The sequence below is a fragment of the Litoreibacter sp. genome, assembly GCF_058136045.1.
This window is the reverse complement of record NZ_JBYVDD010000003.1, coordinates 169,900-188,314: the sequence shown is the minus strand read 5'-3', so window position 1 is coordinate 188,314 and position 18,415 is coordinate 169,900. Positions and strand designations below refer to the sequence as shown.

General features: G+C 55.2%; 20 protein-coding genes and 1 tRNA gene. 8 read left to right on the top strand and 13 right to left on the bottom strand.

The genetic code is table 11. The features are described from left to right. Positions 1 to 134: 134 nt before the first annotated feature. The 4 genes from AC3Y7R_RS02270 to fabF all read right to left on the bottom strand — a co-directional run bounded on the left by AC3Y7R_RS02270 (position 135) and on the right by fabF (position 4,403). Entirely contained in the window at positions 135 to 1,502 is a 1,368-nt protein-coding gene (locus tag AC3Y7R_RS02270; protein WP_490040965.1) for a DNA-packaging protein, read from the bottom strand. Beyond that, positions 1,402 to 1,758, bottom strand: a complete 357-nt coding sequence (locus tag AC3Y7R_RS02265) for a hypothetical protein (RefSeq protein ID WP_490040381.1) — start codon at positions 1,756 to 1,758, stop codon at positions 1,402 to 1,404. Before AC3Y7R_RS02265 ends, AC3Y7R_RS02270 begins: the two co-directional genes overlap by 101 nt. A gap of 227 nt (positions 1,759 to 1,985) precedes the next feature. Further along, positions 1,986 to 3,143 (bottom strand): endolytic transglycosylase MltG, encoded by a 1,158-nt coding sequence (gene mltG / locus AC3Y7R_RS02260; RefSeq protein ID WP_490040380.1) that lies wholly within the window; start codon positions 3,141 to 3,143, stop codon positions 1,986 to 1,988. A gap of 6 nt (positions 3,144 to 3,149) precedes the next feature. Next, on the bottom strand, positions 3,150 to 4,403 hold the full coding sequence (fabF, locus tag AC3Y7R_RS02255) for a beta-ketoacyl-ACP synthase II (protein ID WP_490040379.1): 1,254 nt from the start codon (positions 4,401 to 4,403) through the stop codon (positions 3,150 to 3,152). Positions 4,404 to 4,624: 221 nt separating this feature from the next. On the opposite strand from fabF, the gene AC3Y7R_RS02250 reads away from it, so the two are divergent. After that, positions 4,625 to 5,161 carry a histidine phosphatase family protein gene (locus AC3Y7R_RS02250; protein ID WP_490040378.1) on the top strand — a complete coding sequence of 179 codons (537 nt, stop codon included), beginning with the start codon at positions 4,625 to 4,627 and terminating at the stop codon, positions 5,159 to 5,161. Between the two features lie 102 nt (positions 5,162 to 5,263). On the opposite strand, the gene AC3Y7R_RS02245 is transcribed toward AC3Y7R_RS02250, so the two are convergent. After that, complete coding sequence (locus tag AC3Y7R_RS02245; RefSeq protein ID WP_490040377.1) at positions 5,264 to 5,506, bottom strand: YcxB family protein; 243 nt, start codon at positions 5,504 to 5,506, stop codon at positions 5,264 to 5,266. A gap of 840 nt (positions 5,507 to 6,346) precedes the next feature. Between AC3Y7R_RS02245 and rlmF the strand changes: the two genes are divergently transcribed. Continuing rightward, entirely contained in the window at positions 6,347 to 7,273 is a 927-nt protein-coding gene (gene rlmF, locus AC3Y7R_RS02240) for a 23S rRNA (adenine(1618)-N(6))-methyltransferase RlmF (protein WP_490040376.1), read from the top strand. 228 nt (positions 7,274 to 7,501) lie between these two features. Here the strand turns inward: rlmF and AC3Y7R_RS02235 are convergent, their stop codons facing one another. The 4 genes from AC3Y7R_RS02235 to fabD all read right to left on the bottom strand — a co-directional run bounded on the left by AC3Y7R_RS02235 (position 7,502) and on the right by fabD (position 10,205). Beyond that, a complete protein-coding gene (locus AC3Y7R_RS02235; protein ID WP_490040375.1) occupies positions 7,502 to 7,735 on the bottom strand; it encodes an acyl carrier protein in 234 nt (77 codons plus the stop codon). A gap of 216 nt (positions 7,736 to 7,951) precedes the next feature. Beyond that, a complete protein-coding gene (gene fabG, locus AC3Y7R_RS02230; RefSeq protein WP_490040374.1) occupies positions 7,952 to 8,689 on the bottom strand; it encodes a 3-oxoacyl-[acyl-carrier-protein] reductase in 738 nt (245 codons plus the stop codon). 24 nt (positions 8,690 to 8,713) lie between these two features. Continuing rightward, a complete protein-coding gene (locus tag AC3Y7R_RS02225; protein ID WP_490040373.1) occupies positions 8,714 to 9,274 on the bottom strand; it encodes a hypothetical protein in 561 nt (186 codons plus the stop codon). Continuing rightward, on the bottom strand, positions 9,267 to 10,205 hold the full coding sequence (fabD, locus tag AC3Y7R_RS02220; RefSeq protein WP_490040372.1) for an ACP S-malonyltransferase: 939 nt from the start codon (positions 10,203 to 10,205) through the stop codon (positions 9,267 to 9,269). The genes AC3Y7R_RS02225 and fabD overlap by 8 nt, the downstream gene beginning before the upstream one ends. A gap of 171 nt (positions 10,206 to 10,376) precedes the next feature. On the opposite strand from fabD, the gene AC3Y7R_RS02215 reads away from it, so the two are divergent. Both AC3Y7R_RS02215 and AC3Y7R_RS02210 read left to right on the top strand, forming a co-directional pair. Continuing rightward, the gene (locus AC3Y7R_RS02215) at positions 10,377 to 11,594 is read left to right on the top strand and encodes a cytochrome b/b6 domain-containing protein (protein WP_490040371.1); all 1,218 of its coding nucleotides are present in this window, start codon (positions 10,377 to 10,379) and stop codon (positions 11,592 to 11,594) included. Between the two features lie 242 nt (positions 11,595 to 11,836). Then, complete coding sequence (locus tag AC3Y7R_RS02210; RefSeq protein WP_490040370.1) at positions 11,837 to 13,054, top strand: Hint domain-containing protein; 1,218 nt, start codon at positions 11,837 to 11,839, stop codon at positions 13,052 to 13,054. A gap of 123 nt (positions 13,055 to 13,177) precedes the next feature. On the opposite strand, the gene AC3Y7R_RS02205 is transcribed toward AC3Y7R_RS02210, so the two are convergent. Further along, complete coding sequence (locus AC3Y7R_RS02205) at positions 13,178 to 13,747, bottom strand: YceI family protein (RefSeq protein ID WP_490040369.1); 570 nt, start codon at positions 13,745 to 13,747, stop codon at positions 13,178 to 13,180. Positions 13,748 to 14,035: 288 nt separating this feature from the next. On the opposite strand from AC3Y7R_RS02205, the gene rpsF reads away from it, so the two are divergent. The 3 genes from rpsF to rplI are packed head-to-tail and all read left to right on the top strand — an operon-like array spanning position 14,036 to position 15,293. Continuing rightward, positions 14,036 to 14,386 (top strand): 30S ribosomal protein S6, encoded by a 351-nt coding sequence (gene rpsF, locus AC3Y7R_RS02200; RefSeq protein ID WP_490040368.1) that lies wholly within the window; start codon positions 14,036 to 14,038, stop codon positions 14,384 to 14,386. 31 nt (positions 14,387 to 14,417) lie between these two features. After that, positions 14,418 to 14,645 (top strand): 30S ribosomal protein S18, encoded by a 228-nt coding sequence (gene rpsR / locus AC3Y7R_RS02195; RefSeq protein WP_021100072.1) that lies wholly within the window; start codon positions 14,418 to 14,420, stop codon positions 14,643 to 14,645. A 12-nt stretch (positions 14,646 to 14,657) separates the two neighbouring features. Further along, positions 14,658 to 15,293, top strand: coding sequence for a 50S ribosomal protein L9 (rplI, locus tag AC3Y7R_RS02190; protein ID WP_490040367.1), 636 nt, complete (start codon positions 14,658 to 14,660; stop codon positions 15,291 to 15,293). A 113-nt stretch (positions 15,294 to 15,406) separates the two neighbouring features. On the opposite strand, the gene AC3Y7R_RS02185 is transcribed toward rplI, so the two are convergent. The 3 genes from AC3Y7R_RS02185 to AC3Y7R_RS02175 form a co-directional block, all read right to left on the bottom strand. After that, positions 15,407 to 15,988, bottom strand: a complete 582-nt coding sequence (locus AC3Y7R_RS02185) for a hypothetical protein (RefSeq protein ID WP_490040366.1) — start codon at positions 15,986 to 15,988, stop codon at positions 15,407 to 15,409. A 165-nt stretch (positions 15,989 to 16,153) separates the two neighbouring features. Continuing rightward, positions 16,154 to 17,491 carry a trigger factor gene (gene tig, locus AC3Y7R_RS02180; RefSeq protein WP_490040365.1) on the bottom strand — a complete coding sequence of 446 codons (1,338 nt, stop codon included), beginning with the start codon at positions 17,489 to 17,491 and terminating at the stop codon, positions 16,154 to 16,156. Positions 17,492 to 17,512: 21 nt separating this feature from the next. Continuing rightward, positions 17,513 to 17,596, bottom strand: a tRNA-Leu gene (locus AC3Y7R_RS02175). A 251-nt stretch (positions 17,597 to 17,847) separates the two neighbouring features. Between AC3Y7R_RS02175 and AC3Y7R_RS02170 the strand changes: the two genes are divergently transcribed. Then, a complete protein-coding gene (locus AC3Y7R_RS02170) occupies positions 17,848 to 18,357 on the top strand; it encodes a Hint domain-containing protein (RefSeq protein WP_490040364.1) in 510 nt (169 codons plus the stop codon). The last annotated feature ends 58 nt before the right edge of the window (positions 18,358 to 18,415 follow it).

Sequence of the window (18,415 nt, the reverse complement as noted above, 5' to 3'; positions counted from 1 at the left end):
AAAGAAAAGGCCCCCGGGTGTGATCCTCGGGAGCCTCAATTGTCTGTCGTCCTTGGGCCGTAAGCCCTTCATCGCGTCTTGAGGGCAATATGCAGCACTGCCCCTAAGATGTTCCTACACCACCGTACGGTGCCCTAAAGCGTGCGTATCCGCGCTTCCGGCGCAACCGCACCTTTCAATTCGGTCAACGCCCAAACCAAAGCATCCACCCGGTCCGGCGAGCCGGATCCCTGAAACCCCATCGTCGTCATCTGACACATCTGGTCCTCTAACGGGCCCAACGCACCGAAATGGCGCACCCGGCCCTGCTCGTACAATGCCGCCACAGGTTCCGCGCGCGCAGCCTTGCCCCGCGTCGCATGCACGGATCTGTATGGCACCAACGGGTCCAACTGGTGGATCAACGTCTCCACCAAATCACCACCCTGGTTGACCTCCGCCACAATGCGCTCCGCCCCGTGGCGCTCATAGGCCGCAATCGCTGCATGTGCCCAGCCCGTGGGCGATGCCCCCTCAACCGTCGCATCTTCAATCACCACCGCGTGCCAATCCTTGCCCGCGCGCACCAGCCCCGCCACAACGATCCCGCAAGCGTCCGATGACTTCTTGGATGACACCGCAGGGTCCACAGCCACCACGACCCGCTCAAACTCCGGCAGCTCTGCAACCCGCACATCCTCCAACATCGTGGCCGTCCACAATGCCCCCTCCAAATCATCCAGCAAAATGCCGTCCAACTCTTGGCGCCCCAGCCGCGTGTTGCCATACCGCGTCCTGACTTCTTCCAAAAACGACGCCGCCAAGTTGGCGCTATTCGCCTCGGTCGGTGCATGGGTCACAACCGTCGAGCCCGCATCCAACACCTGTTTCAGCACCGACACATTGCGCGGCGTGGTCGTAATCACCTGCTGCGGGCACTCCCCCAATCGCAGCGCAAACTGCAACTGGTCATAGGCCTCGCGGGCCTTCTTCCACTTGGCCAACTCATCCACCCAAGCCGCGTCAAACTGCGGCCCGCGCATATGTTCGGGCGAGGACGCGCTATGCGCCTCAGCCACCGCGCCGTTAGGCCAAACCAAGCGGCGACGCGTCGCCTGCCACTCCGGACGACGGTCCGGCGGCGAACACGCCAAAATCCCGCTATCGCCAAAAATCATCACGTCGCGCACTTGGTCAAAGGTCTCGCCCACCAAGGCCACCCGACGCACGCGCCCCGCGTCGCACGGCATGTCGCCCTCAACCATAGAGCGCACCCACTCGGCCCCCGCACGGGTCTTGCCCGCACCACGCCCGCCCATAATCACCCACGAGCGCCACTTGCCCTCGGGCGGTTGCTGATGCGGATGCGCCCAGAAATCGAACAGGAACGGCAACGCCGCCATCTCATTCTCGCTCAACCCGTCAAGAAACGCCTTCTGCACGTCCGGCGGTGCGGATGCTATTAAGTCGGCGCCCGATCTCAAGTCGGGCTGCTCCAAGGTCGAGCGCATATTCTCCGGCATTTCCGGCACGCTTAATGCGGTGTTCATTGATCTTGCCCTCCGTGTCCATACTCTGGGTCAACAGGCCGATCAGGTCGGTCCGAAGCTTGCTTTTCAAATGAGCCGTAGCGGTCCTATCTTCTTTCACGCGGTGCCATTCGGCGCGCACGTCTTTGGTCAATTCACGCGTCATCTCCATTAACTCTTCATAAAACTCGTCAAAACTACGCTGCGCCAACGGCTCCGGCGAACCGGATGGATCAGGTGTCTCTGTCATTAAGTGCCTCCGCGCCCCTGCGCCCGGCACAGCAGGCATACTCTAGGGTCAGAAAACGAAAAAGCGGCCCTGGATCACACTGATCCACGCCGCTTTCTCAATTCATCTATCTTGAGGGTTACTACCATCAATCTTGGGGGTAACTACCCTCAATCCTGACCAAAAGTCAAGTTTTTTTGCCAATCAATACCTGCGAACGGTGTTTGTTAACAATGGGTTAACAGGTATCAATTGCCCGAACTGCGCTCCGCCTCGATCTTGCGCCACTTGGCAACATTCGCGTTATGCTCTTGAATTGTCACGGCAAAAGCATGACCACCCGTACCGTCCGCAACAAAGAAAATGAACGGCGTCTCGTCAGGGTTCAGCGCCGCCTCAATCGCCAAACGACCGGGGTTCGCAATCGGTGTCGGCGTCAAACCGGGGATCGCATAGGTGTTAAACGGTGTCTTGCGGCGCAGCTCGGACTGGCGCAAACCGCGCCCCAGCACTCCCTCACCATGGGTAATCCCATAAATCACCGCAGGGTCCGTTTGCAGCTTCATGCCTTGGCGCAACCGGTTGGTGAACACGCTGGCCACCTGCCGCCGCTCCTCGGCGATGCCCGTCTCTTTCTCAATGATCGAGGCCAGTATCAGCGCCTCTTCCGGCGTCTTCAGCGGAACGCTCGGATCACGCGCCTCCCACGCATCTGCCAAAATCTTGACCTGCGCTGCCTGCATCTTCGCAATCACATCGGCGCGTTTTGTTCCCGGCACCACCTCATAGCTGTCCGGCGCAAGGCTGCCCTCTGCGGGAATTTCGCCAACCTCGCCCTCCAACACATCCAGCGCTTTCAGGCTGTCCACGATCTGCCAGCTTGTCGCCCCTTCCGCAATCGCCACACGGTAGCGCACATCGCGGTCTTCGCGGGCCTCCACGTATTTCTGCGGGGTCTCATCCTCGCCCGGCGTGAACTTCGCGGCCTCTACATAGGCATTCGTTGCGGGGTCCAATTCGCGCACCACCGCACTGCGCGACGTGATGCCAATCCGGTAGACCACCTCCGTGCCGCAGGTATTTTGCCCACCGCGCGTCACGATATCTATAATGTCTTCCATCGTCGCCTGCGCAGGTACCAAAAAGCTCCCTGCCTTTAGCTTTTGCGATTTGTCAGAGTAATCCGCACCAATGCGAAAAATCCGCCCGTTGGACACCGCCCCGCGAGCCTCAAGATCACGCGAAACCAGCGCCATGGAGCCGCCCAAAGGCACCCGCAAACAGATGGCATTTTCCAAGGGGCCCGAGGTGCTATATTGGGACTTCCCCCAACCAACGACCGCAGCGCCCGCCACCAGTAAAACGATAAACAGCGTCAGGAAATTCGAGGCAATGGACTTCCACATGAGGGCTTAAACTTTCCCCATAACGAGGCAAGCATTGGTCCCACCAAAGCCGAAACTATTGGACAAAACTACATTAACTTCGCGCTCTACTGCCTTGTTTGCACACAAATCAATCTCGGTATCGGATGCGGGATTGTCCAAATTTATCGTCGGCGGGCAAATATTATCACGCATCGCCAAGATACAGAAAATAGCCTCAATCGCACCCGCAGCGCCCAGCAGGTGCCCCGTCATCGACTTGGTGGACGACATCACAGCGCCTTTGCATGCATCGCCCAGCAGCCGCTCCACCGCACTCAGCTCGATCGTGTCCGCCATCGTCGAGGTGCCATGCGCGTTGATGTAATCAATCTGGCTTGGCTCAATGCCCGCACGTTTCACCGCAGCCCGCATCGCACGCTCGGCGCCCTCGTGATCTGGCGGCGGCGCAGTGATGTGATGTGCATCACCCGACAGCCCGTAGCCCAAAATCTCACCGTATATCTTCGCGCCACGCGCCATGGCGTGCTCGTATTCTTCCAGCACCACAACGCCAGCGCCCTCGCCCATCACGAACCCATCTCGGTCCGCATCCCATGGCCGCGAGGCCTTGGTCGGATCATCCGCGCCCGTCGTAGATAGCGCCTTGCACGCGTTGAAACCTGCAATGCCGATCTCGCAAATCGGGCTTTCCGCACCGCCCGCAATCATCACATCCGCATCGTCCAGCATGATCAAACGAGCCGCATCGCCAATCGCATGCGCCCCGGTCGAGCACGCCGTCACAACCGCGTGGTTCGGCCCCTTAAAGCCATAGCGAATAGACACCTGACCCGAGACCAAATTAACCAAAGCGCCCGGAATGAAGAACGGCGAAACCCGGCGCGGGCCGCGCTCTTTCAACAAAACCGCCGTATCCGCAATCGACGACAAACCGCCAATGCCAGACCCAATCATCACGCCTGTGCGCTCTTGGTCGTGACGCTCTGTCGGCGTCCAGCCAGAATCTTCCACCGCCTGCTGCGCCGCAGCCATGCCGTATAAAATGAAATCATCCACTTTGCGCTGATCTTTGGGGGCCATGTAGGCGTCAGCGTTAAACTCGCCCTCACCCTCGCCACGCGGCACTTCGCACGCATAGTTAGTCCCAAGATGCGAGGCATCAAATCTCTCAATGGTGCGCGCGCCGGATTTGCCCGCCAACGCGTTTTTCCAGGTGGTCTCCACCCCATCGCCCAAAGGCGTTACCATTCCAAGTCCGGTTACAACTACGCGACGCATACCCCACCCCTTTATTTTGTAGCACAAGGTTTATCCCCCGCGTCTTACACGCCCACGCCCCATAGGGGCAAGGCATCTGCACAGGAAATCGCACCAGTGTTAAGCAAGAAAGCCAAACATAATCACGCCTGAGAGCGGTTGCATTGCACTTAAAATAACGTCCAAATGGCCGCATCCGCCTAGAACACACGAAAAATTTACAGTTTGAGAAAGAATTTCACATGAGCATCTACTTCATCCGTCACGGCCAATCCGAATTCAACGCGGCATATGACGGCTCAGGCGATCCGATGATTTTCGACGCCCCGCTCACGGCACTTGGGCAATCACAAGCGGCACAAGCGCGTGAAACAATCGCAGAGCTGAACATCACCCGCGTCATCACCTCGCCCTTCACCCGCGCAATTCAGACCGCCCAAATAATCTTTGAAGACATAGCCCCCATCGAAGTACGCCACGGCCACCACGAACACCTCGCCCATAGCTGTGACGTTGGCAGGCACCCCAAAGCGCTAAAAACCGCTTTCCCCGACCTCGAATTCGACCACCTGCCCCATATCTGGTGGCACGCAGGCAACCCCGATGACCCGAAAATCATACAAGAACCAATGCCAGTCTTTCGCACCCGCATCGCTGAATTCGTGACCACCCTAGAGGATGTTGGCTCACAAACAGTCGCCTTCGTCGGCCACGGAAACGCATTCAAAGAGATCATCGGCTATGCGCTAGATAACTGCCAAATCCACAAGCATCGGTGAGAACGTAGGCATCTCTAGCCCTTACAAAGCAAAGGCAACACTCCAATGCCCAAGCACATAATCCAATAAACTGAGTTTCTATGTGAACAGAGTGGGCTGGAGCTAGTCTTCTCTTTTCACTTTAGACAATTTTATCCACTTATTGATCTGCGCACATAAATCAGACGCAGCTACATTCTCTTGAAACGTATCTTTTGGGACCATCTTAAATTCACCCACACCATGTAAAAGCATCAGCCCCTGTTGCGTATCAATCGCTGCATCAAAATGCTCCCAACCAATAGACGTCACACAGCCTGCCTTCTGTGCAGTATACCCTTCATCATTCAAGGTTAGTGAAAACACACCACTCCTAAGAGGGCTGTTTTGAACAGACAGTAACATCTTTCGTCTCTGCCAAAACCCGCGAAATACATTTGCTAAAAGGACGGCAATCCCAATGAACGCCAAGTAGTTATAATCCCCGGAATCGGAAGCTCTATTTAGGTAAATTCCGCCAGAATAGCACAATACAAATAGACCAATGGCGGCATAGGAATATAATCGCGATCGTGGGTGATAATGTGAAATGGATTTTTGCAGACCTGTCGATAATTAGCATCCGAAGGGCGTGTATTGGCCTTAAATTCCGTTTATTTTCTCCATGAACGTTATAATCTTCTCGTTAAAATAGTAGTAACGCAATGCCCAATGACAAGAACATCAGCCTCATTTAATAGTGCCCCCATCGACGAAAGCTATAGGTTGGGATCGACAATGGGCAAACAGTTAAGCAAAAACATCCCGTATATCCCTACCGACGCCCCCTAACCTTTGCAAGGCAAAGGCAGCACCCGGCCCCCATAGAAAACACTTCGCACCCTCCCCAAACTCCAAGCACCTGTGCAATTACGAACGCACCTATTTCACCCCAAATAACGGATGAAACCCCTAGGGCGAACGCTCAGGCCGTTGCGTCAAAGGCTGGCTTGCCGCCCGAAATTAAATTACTACCTAAGACCGCGAACGGTTCAATAAATGATCCAGCAAGACCACGTGGGCTAAGCCTTATACACAAAATATCAGCTCCTCCTCATCTATCATTCCTATGTAGCAGCCTATTAATTTTACTATTTGTGCATGAGGGTTTAAGAGAAACGAACGGTTTGGCTAGCTACCTCCACCAACTTTAATGAAGGCTTCCCCATGGCCAGCAAATCTAAGCTGCACCCCCGTAATCAACACATACAAGGTTACGATTTTACTCGTTTAGTGGCGCATACACCTGAACTTGAGGCATTCACGATCACCAATCCTGCCGGCCTGACGACGATTGACTTTCAAGACGTGCAGGCGGTCCGTATGCTTAATCGGGCGTTACTAAAGACTTATTACAATATTAATTTCTGGGATATCCCTGCCAATTATCTATGCCCTCCGATCCCGGGTCGTGCCGACTACATCCACTACCTGGCGGACTTGCTTGCTTGCAGTAACAATCAAGAAATCCCGCGTGGGCGTAATGTCAAAGTGTTGGACATCGGCACCGGCGCCAGCTTGGTGTACCCCCTTATTGGCCAAAGTGAATACGGCTGGCACTTCACTGGCGTCGATATAGACCCGGCTGCTATCAAATCAGCACAGCAGATTTGCCAATCCAACAAGCTGAACATTACCCTCAAACGACAAGATACACCTGAGAATATCTTTCGAGGCGTGATCCAACCCCATGATGCGTTTCACATCACCATGTGCAATCCGCCTTTCCATGCGTCCATCGAGCAGGCTAATAAAGGCACCCAACGTAAGTGGCGCAACCTTGGCAAGGGGCATTCAAAACAACTCAATTTTGGCGGTCAAAACGCTGAACTTTGGTGTCCGGGCGGCGAGATAAAGTTTATCGCGAGCATGGTTGAACAAAGCATGGAGTTCGCCGACCAGTGCCTGTGGTTTAGCTCTCTGGTATCGAAAAAAGACAACCTCCGGCCGCTCTACAAAATTTTAGGAAAAGCTAAAGTCGTTGATTTTAAAGTCGTTGAGATGGCACAGGGGCAAAAAACAAGTCGCTTTATTGCGTGGACCTACATTGAAAAAAGTCAGCGGTCTTTATATGTGAATGCAGCTTGTAAATAGAGCGAATGGAACGGATGGCATCCCAGAAGGCCAGATATTCGTACCTGCCTCGTGGCAGGTAATTCACCAAGGCGCGTATCATTTCCCCCAAGCGCGGCAGGGTCACCGATGATCACTCAGATCGCAGCCCCATACCGGACATTCCAAAGCCAACATTCCAACGTCATCAACGAAAAATGGCACCCCGAAGGATGCCATCTTTAATCTCGTCAAAGCTCTAAGTGAAACTTAGGAAGCCGCGGAGATGAATTTTGTTGCGTCGCCGAACGTCTGGATGGTTTCAGCAGCGTCGTCTGGGATTTCGATCCCGAACTCTTCTTCGAATGCCATTACCAACTCAACGGTGTCGAGGCTGTCTGCGCCCAGATCGTCGATGAACGATGCGTTTTCAACAACTTTGTCTTCTTCTACACCAAGGTGCTCGACAACGATCTTTTTAACGCGGTCTGCGATATCGCTCATGTTATATTCCTCGTATTTGCTCGGGAAAATCCCGCTTTGTGGTAGGCAGGTTGCCCCGCCCAAGTGGTCTGGCCATTTGGCCTGTTATTTCGCCTCAAACGCCCCTCGCAGGATACGCTGTTAGCACATCTGCGCCGCCTATAGCACACCAAATAGGGAACGCAAACGCTTATGCAACCCATCACTGCCCCAACGTAAAGCGCCGCAGTGCAGCGCTTATATCATCGCCATTCCGCCGTTTACATGCAGCGTCGTGCCAGTTGTATAGCCTGCCTCGGCACTTGCCAGAAACAATGCAGCCGCAGCAATTTCACTTGCTTCGCCCATGCGCCCGGCGGGAATTTGCCCAAGGATACCGGCTTTTTGGTCATCCGTCAGCTTATCCGTCATTGCCGTGGCAATAAATCCCGGTGCGATACAGTTGACCGTGATGCCGCGCGTTGCCACCTCATAGGCCAGCGATTTGGACATGCCGACCATGCCCGCCTTGGAGGCCGCGTAATTGGCCTGCCCCGGATTACCCGTGGCCCCAACAATGGACGACACATTCACGATCCGCCCCCACCGCGCCTTCATCATGCCCCGCAGCACGCCTTTGCACAGCTTGAATGTCGAGGTCAGGTTCACATTGATCACCGACTGCCATTCGTCATCCGACATCCGCATGAACAGGTTGTCGCGCGTGATGCCCGCGTTATTGACTAAAATATCGACTGCGCCCATGGCTGCAATCGCCTGTTTGGGCAGCGCATCCACGGCCTCGAAATCGCTCAGGTTACACGGCAACACATGCGCGCGCTCCCCCAGCTCGGCCGCCAAAGCCTCCAATGGCTCAACCCGCGTGCCAGACAGGCCGACCGTTGCGCCCTGTGCGTGCAACACTTTGGCAATCTCGCCGCCGATCCCACCGGACGCCCCTGTTACAAGCGCCGATTTACCCTCTAAATTAAACATCTTACTGCCCTTTCTTAAACTCGTTTAGCGTGTCACCACACCGTATTTTATCAACTCAGACCGGCTCATCACATGCACCTCGTCAAAGCGCGCCGCGCCAATGGTGAACCAGTAAAAAGCGTCCGTCCCCAGCATATCCTCGATATAGCCGCGTGTCGGCTCATGCTGGCGTGACCCGTGCCCGTAGTCGCGCGCCGAGCCATAGCTGTTTTGCCACTCATGCACCCCTACGACACCGCCCGCAGCCACCGTGCGCTCCACGCCTGCAAGAAACAAATCGACACCGCCCGAAAACACCTCCGAGCCAGCCCCCATTCGCGTCGCCAAGCCCTGCTCGCGCAAAACATAGCCCATCTCGGCCACAACCTCATCATCAAGCGAGCCATCAATATCGCCGAAAGCCACCACACTCAGCCCCGGATTATCCTCCAGAACCTGCACGAATTGGCGCAACGCGCGGGTGTTGATGATGCCATCCATGTGCAACACCTGTCCCTCCACCCGCATTTGCAGGGTTTGGGACATGTTTTCCACCGTCCCGCAACCTGCCAATATGGCCAGCCCCAGAAGCCCGGCTTTAAGCATTCAACGCCTCGGCGGCGGCCTTCACATCCTCAGCCGAGGAAATCGCGCGGCACGCAATATCACGATTAATCCGGCGCACCATGCCGGACAATGCCTTGCCCGCGCCAATTTCCCAAATCTCACCCACACCTTGCTCGCTCATAAACATAACGCTTTCACGCCAACGGACCGAGCCAGTGATCTGCTCGATCAGCAAATTGCGGATCGTCGTCGGGTCGCTGAGCGCCGTCGCGCGCACATTGGCGATCAGCGGCACTACTGGGCGCTCAATATCCACGCCCCCCAAAGCACCCGCCATAGCTGCGGCCGCAGGCTCCATCAGCGCACAATGAAACGGCGCGCTTACTGGCAAAAGCACCGCACGCTTGGCGCCGCGCTCTTTGGCCAGCACAATCGCGCGATCCACCGCCGCTTTGTGGCCAGACACCACAACTTGCCCCGGATCATTGTCATTGGCCGCTTGGCAAACCTCACCGCCCGCAGCCTCTTCCGCCACCGCTTGAACCGCCTCGAAATCCAAGCCCAACACCGCAGCCATCGCGCCAACGCCCACAGGCACTGCCTCTTGCATCGCCACACCGCGCGCACGCAACAGGCGCGCCGTATCGGCCACTGAGATCGCGCCGGACGCTGCCAGCGCCGAATATTCACCCAAAGAATGCCCCGCGACAAAGGACGCGGCCTCAATCCCGACGCCCTCGGCCTTCAATGCAGCCATCACCGCCAAGGACGTGGCCATCAACGCCGGCTGCGCGTTTTGCGTCAGGGTCAAAGCCTCCTGCTCACCTTCCCAAATCAGTGTAGACAGTTTTTCGCCCAAGGCCTCGTCGACCTCATCGAAAACCGCTTTCGCTTCTGGATAGGCCGCAGCCAAAGCCTGCCCCATTCCGATGGTCTGAGCCCCTTGGCCCGGAAATACAAATGCGCGCATGAGCCGCTCCCCTCACTAGAAATAACCGTTTTTACCAGCCTATCCGACCCGCCCGCGCCTCACAAGCACCGCCGCCACCCTTGCGCACAGATTATGTGCACCTTTTCGTGGTTTGAGATCGCTGGAAATACCGCTACATTGCCCCTGAACCCAGTCAGGAGCACCCGCCCCATGCGAGGCAATAGCACAACCACTTACGGCGCAGTAACCAAGTCATTTCATTGGCTTACAGTCCTGCTGATCATCACCTTGATCCCGATGGGTATCTACGCCAGCGGCCTGCCCTTCGACACCAGCGAGGCGCTGCTTCACAAAGCCTTCGTGTTCTCACTGCACAAAACCCTTGGCGTGACTTTGTTCTTCGTCGCCGTTGCGCGCATCGCTTGGGCCATCTCGCAGCCCAAACCCGGCTTGCTAAACGCCGATAAACGCCTCGAAGCAACACTGGCCGAAATGGTACACTGGACGCTCTATATCTCGCTGATCCTCGTCCCGCTGAGTGGCTGGATCCACCACGCCGCCACCACTGGCTTTGCCCCGATCCGGTGGCCCTTTGGTCAAGGCTTGCCCTTGGTGCCAAAAAGCGAAGATGTCGCGAAAATCTTCTCCTCGCTGCACATCATATTCGAGCGCGTTCTCGTGATCTCGATCCTGCTGCATGTGGCTGGCGCGCTAAAGCACCACTTTATTGACCGCGATATCACCCTAAAACGTATGCTTCCCGGCACGACCGAGCCTGACAGCCTGCCGACGCAATACCATTCCGCCCTGCCCCTCATCGGCGCGGTTGGGGCCTTTGCTTTGGCGCTGGCCGTTGGCGCTGGGCTGGGTCTGTTTAGCCATGGCGCGCATGATCACGCGCATAGCCATGACACCTCCGCCGCCGCTGTCCTAAGCGTCACCGAAAGCGGCTGGAACGTGCAAAACGGCACATTAGGCCTGACCGTGCGCCAGCTTGGCAGCGATGTTGAAGGCAGTTTTTCCGATTGGACCGCCGCGATCAATTTCTCCGAAACCATCGGCGCGGACGGCACTCACGGCGATGTCGACGTGCAAATCGCGATTGCCTCGCTAACCCTTGGCTCCGTCACGGCACAGGCCATGGGCGCCGACTTTTTTGACGCCACAACCCATCCGATAGCCCAGTTTAAGGCCGACATCATGCCCGACACCCAAGGCTATAAGGCCGTCGGCACCCTGACACTGAAAGGCCTAGAGGCCCCCGTCACCTTGCCGTTCTCACTGTCCATCGACGGCGACACCGCCACAATGCAAGGCCAAACCCGACTGAATCGCACCAGCTTCAAAGTCGGAGAGGCCTATCCAGACGAATCCTCCCTTGGCTTCGATGTGGCGATAGATGTGTCCCTAACGGCCACGCGCAATTAAAACACGGCCTGCCACAACGCAGCTCAAACCCTGATACCTGCGCCCCATTGTACACAAATCGCAACAGTGGCGGATTAAGCGCTTAGCTGGGCTAGGCTATAGCGTTAATTTTAATTAATATTGACTAAACAGGCACGGGAATTTTGGTTTTCCATCCTCGTGACCCGCTCGCTCGTTTAACCAACATACGACCGCTCGTCTATTTTTTAGTATCTCATTTACCAGTGTACGACAGAGGCAACATGGCAGTTACCGGCACCCCCACAAATGGCGATGACACCCTTACCGGTGACGGTGCGGATGACACAATTTCCGGTCTCGGCGGCAACGACACAATAAAATCGGGCGGCGGTAATGACACCGTTTTTGGGAATGACGGCAACGACAAAATCTACGCAGGTAATGGCCATGACACTGTTGATGGCGGCGACGGGCACGACAGGCTCGAAGGTCAGGGCGGCAACGATACTCTCATCGGCGGCCTTGGTAACGACGCCCTCTTAGGTGGTAGCGGGGATGACCTGCTCATTGGCGGCCTTGGCAGCGACCGCCTTTGGGGTGGGTCAGGAAATGACACGTTTGTCATGACGTCGGAGCCCGGGGTCACCGACTCTATTTACGATTTCACTGTCGGCGAAGACCTTCTCGATGTCAGCGCGTTAACCAACACCTTGGGCGACCCAATTACCGTTAACGATGTGGTCGTCTCCAGCACAAACGGCGGCGCGTCATCTATCATAACTTTTCCTGACGGCACAAAAATCCGCATATACGGGGTAACCACGGGCGAGTTGGACACCGATGCAGAGCTGATCTCTATCGGCATTCCCTGCCTGACCCGCGGCACGCGCGTAAGCACAGCAACGGGTGAGGTCGCCGTCGAAGACTTGAAGAACGGCGACCAGATCTTGTCGCGCTGCGATCGGACGGGCACTCTTGTACCGACCAAAATCAAACGAATTTACAAGCGGCGTTTGACCTCTCGCCAATTGAAGGCCAACCCCAAACTATATCCTGTCAAAATATCAAAGGGCAGCCTTGGGAACGGGCGCCCGAAACGTGACTTATGGGTGTCGCGCCAACACCGCATGGTGACAAAATCTCGGGTCGCAAACCGTATGTTTGGGCGGTTTGATGTTCTCGTTTCCGCGATCAAACTGTCAGGCCTTGATAATATTTTCGTAGATACCACGGTCCAACAGGTTGAGTATTTCCACATCCTGCTCAACAATCACGCGGTTATTCTGGCTGAAGGCGCGTTGACCGAGAGCCTTTTCACCGGAAAAGAGACGCTGAACACCCTCTCGGCGGATGCCCGAGACGAGATATTTACACTCTTCCCCAAACTGCTTGATCCCCTGTTTCACCCCAAACCCGCCTGCCCCGTTCCTTTGGGACGGAAGCAAAATAAGCTGGTCGAGAGGCTTGCTAAAAATGGCTTGAGCGTTGTCGAAGCTTAGTATTTTCGGCCCGCCAGCCCGGATTATTCGGTGAATTCTGACGGCGCGGGGATGTAGCAATAACAATGCCCGCCTTTGCAAAGAAAACCCCGCACGGAAAATATCCGCACGGGCATTGGTTCATTACTCGGCTTTTTGTGCCTCGATCGAGATTTTCACCTCAACCGCGTCGCTCACTGCTGGTGCAAAAGCCCCAACACCGAAGTCAGAGCGCATCAGCGTGGTCGTAGCATCAAAGCCCAACCACGGCTTGCCTGCCATCGGGTGGACGTCGGATTTGTTCATTTTCGCATCCAATACCACGGATTTGGTAACGCCATGCATCGACAAATCGCCTGTGATTTTCGCGGTATTATCACCAGTCACTTCAATGCTTGTGGAGGTGAATGTTACCAAATCACCATCAGCCGCCCCAAAGAAGTCACCCGACATCAAATGCCCTTCGCGCTGCTCCCAACCTGTGAACATGCTCTTAACAGGCATGGAAACCGACACAGTGGATGCCGCCGGGTTTGCCTCATCATAGCTAATCTCGCCCTCAAAGCCCGAGAACATGCCATAGGTGGTCGAGAACCCTAGGTGGCTATAATTGAACACAACTTGGCTGTGGCTGGCATCCAGCATGTATGTATCAGCGGCAAATGAGCTGGTGGCCGTCAGTGCAAGAGCGGCTGCAAGAGCAAAGGTTTTCATGGGGATTTTCCTTATTAGGCGTTGGAATGCTTTGTGAATCGTCACGCAATAATCCCGCTTTGTAGCATGAAAAGGCAATCCTGTGGCGTTCAACAGTTTGTGTGCGTAAATACGTAGCTCAATTGTGCGCCAGCGCAGGCCACGCTTCTGCCTTGCGCCCTGCCCGATCCCTGCTATACCGCGCGGACCTTCGTGAAAATATTTGAACCGCGATGCCACTCGTGGATGGGTACGAAGGTCGATGATGCCCGTCCTGTGAAGCACGCCTGAAAAGTAGAGGAATTACACATGCCAATGTATGAGCACGTGTTTATCTCGCGCCAAGACCTCAGCAATACACAAGCTGAAGGTCTGATCGAGCACTTCTCCGCCGTCCTGTCGGACAATGGCGGCAAAGTTGTCGAGCACGAGTACTGGGGCCTGAAAACTATGGCCTATAAGATCAACAAGAACCGCAAGGGCCACTATGCCTTCGTTCGCTCCGACGCACCGGCCGCTGCCGTGCAGGAGATGGAACGTCTGATGCGCCTGCATGATGACGTTATGCGCGTTTTGACCATCAAGGTTGACGCACATGAAGAAGGTCCATCCGTGCAGATGCAAAAGCGTGACGAGCGTGAACGTCGCCCTCGCCACTAAGTCTTGTTACTTGAACTTAAGGAGCTAACCAATGGCTGCTAAACCATTTTTCCGCCGTCGTAAGTCCGATCCGTTTGAGGGTGATAACGCCCCGAAGATCGACTATAAAGACACCCGCCTGCTGCAACGCTACGTCTCTGAGCGTGGTAAAATCGTCCCCTCGCGTATCACCGCTGTTGGCGCCAAGAACCAGCGTGCGCTGGCCCGTGCCATCAAACGCGCACGTTTCTTGGCCCTGCTGCCATACGCTGTGAAGTAAGGAGCAAAGCACATGCAAGTTATCCTTCTGGAACGCGTCGCTAAACTCGGCCAAATGGGCGAGATCGTTGACGTAAAGCCGGGCTACGCCCGCAACTATCTCTTGCCACAAGGCAAGGCGATGAACTCGACCAAAGCCAATCAGGCAGTCTTTGAAGCGCAAAAAGCGCAACTCGAAGCCAACAACCTGGAAACCAAGACAGAAGCCGAAGCAATGGCCGACAAACTTGGTGGCCAACAGTTCATCGTGATTCGCCAAGCCTCCGACGCTGGCGCACTTTACGGCTCTGTCACCACCCGTGACGCAGCAGACAGTGCAACAGCCGAAGGCTTCACCGTGGATCGCGGCCAAGTCGTGCTGGATCGTCCAATCAAATATCTGGGCGTACATGACGTAACTGTTCGTTTGCACCCTGAAGTGGACACCACTTTCTCGCTGAACGTCGCACGTTCTGTCGAGGAAGCCGAGCTGCAAGCCTCCGGCAAATCCATCCAAGAACTGGCCGCTGAAGCAGAAGCTGAAGCTGAGTTCGAAATCTCGGAACTCTTCGACGATATGGGCGCTGCGGCGGCTGACGACGATGATCTGGTGCCGGCAGCTGACGACGCTGCTCCTGCCACCGAGGAAAGCGACGACGAGGCTGAATAAGCCTCTCTGAGCACTCTGAACAAGACGAAGGCCGCTCCTTACCAGAGCGGCCTTTCTCATTCTCTATACTAGGTTAGCGGCTCATCACCGATGCGGCTGAAGTCAGCGGTTGCCTAAACAACGCCTGCGTCACCACGCAGGCGGCTTAACAGCGGCCCAAGATCATCCATATCCCCGCCCAAAAGACGCAGATCCCGCGTTCCATGGATGCTCAACGTGATGCTTCCATAGTCCCAACGCGTGATTGCGCTGCGCAATTCGTTCATCAAGCTGGTTTCGGCCAAATCAATCCGGGTGATCTCTTCAAACCGGTAGGTCTTGCGGTTTTTGCGCCAGCCCGCGAACGACCGGCTCACAATATTCAACGTGCGCCCCTTGGTGTCGATTTCAATGGAATCACGCTTTGGTAAAAACGCGCCATTCGCAACCAATGCCGCAGCAACGATGTAAATCGCGGTAGATAACACAGCCTTTGTAATAGCCGGATCACCGGGAAACGTCGCATCGGTCAAAGTCCAGACCATGCCACCAGCGGCCATCATGCCAAAGCACAAAGCAGCGGTAACGGCACGGGCCACATGAACCCGCCAGCCTTTCATCTCTACCTCACGGATGCGATATCCCCACGATGTATTGTCAATCTCGACCGAAGCCTCGTGATCGGCGGTATCTAAAACGTAATCCATCATGGTCATAGCATCGGTCCCTAAATTCTCTCTCGCTGCCGCTAACTCTGGCGGCTAAATGAGACCAAATTTAAGCGAATAGGGGCAAAACAGCGGCCATTACGCATTCACATAGTGGCAAAAAAATAGGGCCGCCCCGGAGGGCAGCCCAAATTAATCAAGTAGATCAGTCAGTTAAGACGCGTCATCTTCCAAAGCTTCAACAGCTTTTTCCAAATCAGCCTTTTTGACGGTCTTCTCTTTTACTTCTGCAAGCTCGAAGATGTAGTCGACAACCTTGTCTTCAAAGATCGGCGCACGCATCTGCTGCTGCATTTGTTGATTCTGTTGAACGAACTCAAAGAACTGACGCTCTTGGCCCGGATATTGGCGGGCTTGGTTCATGATCGCTTGTGTCATCTCGGCGTCTGTCACCTCGATCTCGTTCTTGCGACCCATCTCGGCCAGCAACAAGCCAAGGCGAACGCGGCGCTCGGCCAAGCCTTTATGCTCGTCGGTGGTCTCGATCTCTGGGTGATCGTGGCCTTCAACGTCAGGGTTTTCTTCATGCCACAACTGGTGCGCAATCTGACCCGCTTCGGCTTCAACCAATGATGGGGGCAGCTCAAACGCCACCAGCTTGTCCAACTCGTCAAGCAGCTTACGCTTCATAACAGCGCGCGAGGCACCGCCAAATTCGGCTTCAAGACGCTCGGCCACTTGGGTTTTCAGACCGGCAAGGTCCTCCGCACCAAACTGCTTGGCCATCTCATCGTTAATCTCAGCTGCTTTTGGTTCCTTAACGGCCTTGATCTTACACTCAAACACAGCCGCTTTACCGGCCAGATGCTCGGCTTGGTACTCGGCTGGGAAGTCGACGTTCACTTCAACGTCGTCACCAACCTTGGCACCAACCAACTGGGCCTCAAAGCCCGGAATGAACGAGTTGGAGCCCAAAACCAGCGGGTAATCCTCGGACGTGCCGCCTTCAAAGGCTTCGCCGTCTACTTTACCCAAGAAGTCGATGGTGATCTGGTCGCCATCTTTGGCTTTCGAGCCCTTCTTGCGATCTTCAAAGTTTTGCGCATTTTCGGCAAGGTTGGACAAAGCTTCGTCCACATCCTTGTCGTCAGCCTTAACCACCATTTTCTCCAACTTGACCGTTTTCAGGTCAACGTCAGGAATCTCTGGCAGTTTTTCATAGGAAACTGAAACGTCGACAGCATCGCCGGGTTTCCAGTCTTCATTGGTCATTTTGATTTCTGGCTGAAGCGCAGGACGATCACCGCTCTCTTCAAAATGCTTGGACATTGCGCCGTCGATGCTTTCTTGCATCGCTTCGCCCATCACCTTATCGCCAAATTGCTTTTTCAGCAGGGCCATCGGCACTTTGCCTTTACGAAAGCCTTTCATCTCGACCTCTGGTTGGGCCTCGATCAGCTTTTCGTTTACTTTTGCTTCCAGCTCATCAGCAGAAACTACGATATTATAACCGCGTTTCAGGCCTTCATTCAGGGTCTCGGTGACCTTCATGTTTGTCTTCCCTATATATAGTGGTGCGGGTGAGAGGACTCGAACCTCCACGCCTCGCGGCGCCAGAACCTAAATCTGGTGCGTCTACCATTCCGCCACACCCGCATATCATTGAGGCCTCAGAGGTAATCCTAAGGCCCGCTTCGCGCCCATGTAGCAAAGCCCGCGAGAGGATGCGAGACGAAAATGATGCTATTTGCCATCAAAACGTAAGGCAGCCCCCACCTTTTGCCCTCTGCGCCCTGAATTTATCGCGACATGGCCTTAGACTTGACCGAACCATGTCCACTTTTTGCCCCAATTGGAATTCATTAACCAAGTATCGAAAGACGCAACAAAACAAACGGAGCGATCACATGTCTGCCAACATGCACAAAACTTTCGGTGGGGAAACTGAAACCAAGACCAAGCTGACCGGCCTTCTGGGCGGCTCACAAGTTCTGACAATGAAGGGCTATATGCCGATCAAAAGCCTCAAGGCTGGCGACCGCGTTATAACCCGCAACGGAATGTGTACCTTGCTAGAGATGCACGTCGAGAGCCACATGATGCGCCCGATCCAAGTGGGTCAAGGCACATTGGGCTTCACCCGTCCAAACACAGATATGCAAATGGCCCCCGACCAAGAGGTTATGGTCCGCGACTGGCGCGCCGAGATGCTTTTTGGCCGCGACATGGTTATTGTGAACATCAACACCATGATTGACGGCAAATACATCTCCCAAGCCCCTAAGGCTGAAGTCCATGACATCTACCAGCTTCGGTTTGCTGGCGAAGAAATCTTCTACGCCGATGGCGTCGAGATCGTGTCCGATTACACGACCGAGGCAAATGAGTTGTCCGAGGACATCCTCGTAGCGGCTTAATCGCAGCACCCTACGTTAAATTGTTGGCAGCGAGGGCCTTGTATATGGGCCCTCACGC

Coding starts and splice junctions, on each gene's coding strand:
- AC3Y7R_RS02185 (WP_490040366.1), bottom strand. CDS start 15,988: ATGACCATGATGGATTACGTTTTAGATACCGCCGATCACGAGGCTTCG.
- rpsR (WP_021100072.1), top strand. CDS start 14,418: ATGGCTGCTAAACCATTTTTCCGCCGTCGTAAGTCCGATCCGTTTGAG.
- AC3Y7R_RS02270 (WP_490040965.1), bottom strand. CDS start 1,502: ATGCCGGAGAATATGCGCTCGACCTTGGAGCAGCCCGACTTGAGATCG.
- fabF (WP_490040379.1), bottom strand. CDS start 4,403: ATGCGTCGCGTAGTTGTAACCGGACTTGGAATGGTAACGCCTTTGGGC.
- rplI (WP_490040367.1), top strand. CDS start 14,658: ATGCAAGTTATCCTTCTGGAACGCGTCGCTAAACTCGGCCAAATGGGC.
- tig (WP_490040365.1), bottom strand. CDS start 17,491: ATGAAGGTCACCGAGACCCTGAATGAAGGCCTGAAACGCGGTTATAAT.
- mltG (WP_490040380.1), bottom strand. CDS start 3,143: ATGTGGAAGTCCATTGCCTCGAATTTCCTGACGCTGTTTATCGTTTTA.
- AC3Y7R_RS02205 (WP_490040369.1), bottom strand. CDS start 13,747: ATGAAAACCTTTGCTCTTGCAGCCGCTCTTGCACTGACGGCCACCAGC.
- fabD (WP_490040372.1), bottom strand. CDS start 10,205: ATGCGCGCATTTGTATTTCCGGGCCAAGGGGCTCAGACCATCGGAATG.
- AC3Y7R_RS02265 (WP_490040381.1), bottom strand. CDS start 1,758: ATGACAGAGACACCTGATCCATCCGGTTCGCCGGAGCCGTTGGCGCAG.
- AC3Y7R_RS02250 (WP_490040378.1), top strand. CDS start 4,625: ATGAGCATCTACTTCATCCGTCACGGCCAATCCGAATTCAACGCGGCA.
- AC3Y7R_RS02235 (WP_490040375.1), bottom strand. CDS start 7,735: ATGAGCGATATCGCAGACCGCGTTAAAAAGATCGTTGTCGAGCACCTT.
- AC3Y7R_RS02215 (WP_490040371.1), top strand. CDS start 10,377: ATGCGAGGCAATAGCACAACCACTTACGGCGCAGTAACCAAGTCATTT.
- AC3Y7R_RS02170 (WP_490040364.1), top strand. CDS start 17,848: ATGTCTGCCAACATGCACAAAACTTTCGGTGGGGAAACTGAAACCAAG.
- AC3Y7R_RS02225 (WP_490040373.1), bottom strand. CDS start 9,274: ATGCTTAAAGCCGGGCTTCTGGGGCTGGCCATATTGGCAGGTTGCGGG.
- fabG (WP_490040374.1), bottom strand. CDS start 8,689: ATGTTTAATTTAGAGGGTAAATCGGCGCTTGTAACAGGGGCGTCCGGT.
- rpsF (WP_490040368.1), top strand. CDS start 14,036: ATGCCAATGTATGAGCACGTGTTTATCTCGCGCCAAGACCTCAGCAAT.
- rlmF (WP_490040376.1), top strand. CDS start 6,347: ATGGCCAGCAAATCTAAGCTGCACCCCCGTAATCAACACATACAAGGT.
- AC3Y7R_RS02210 (WP_490040370.1), top strand. CDS start 11,837: ATGGCAGTTACCGGCACCCCCACAAATGGCGATGACACCCTTACCGGT.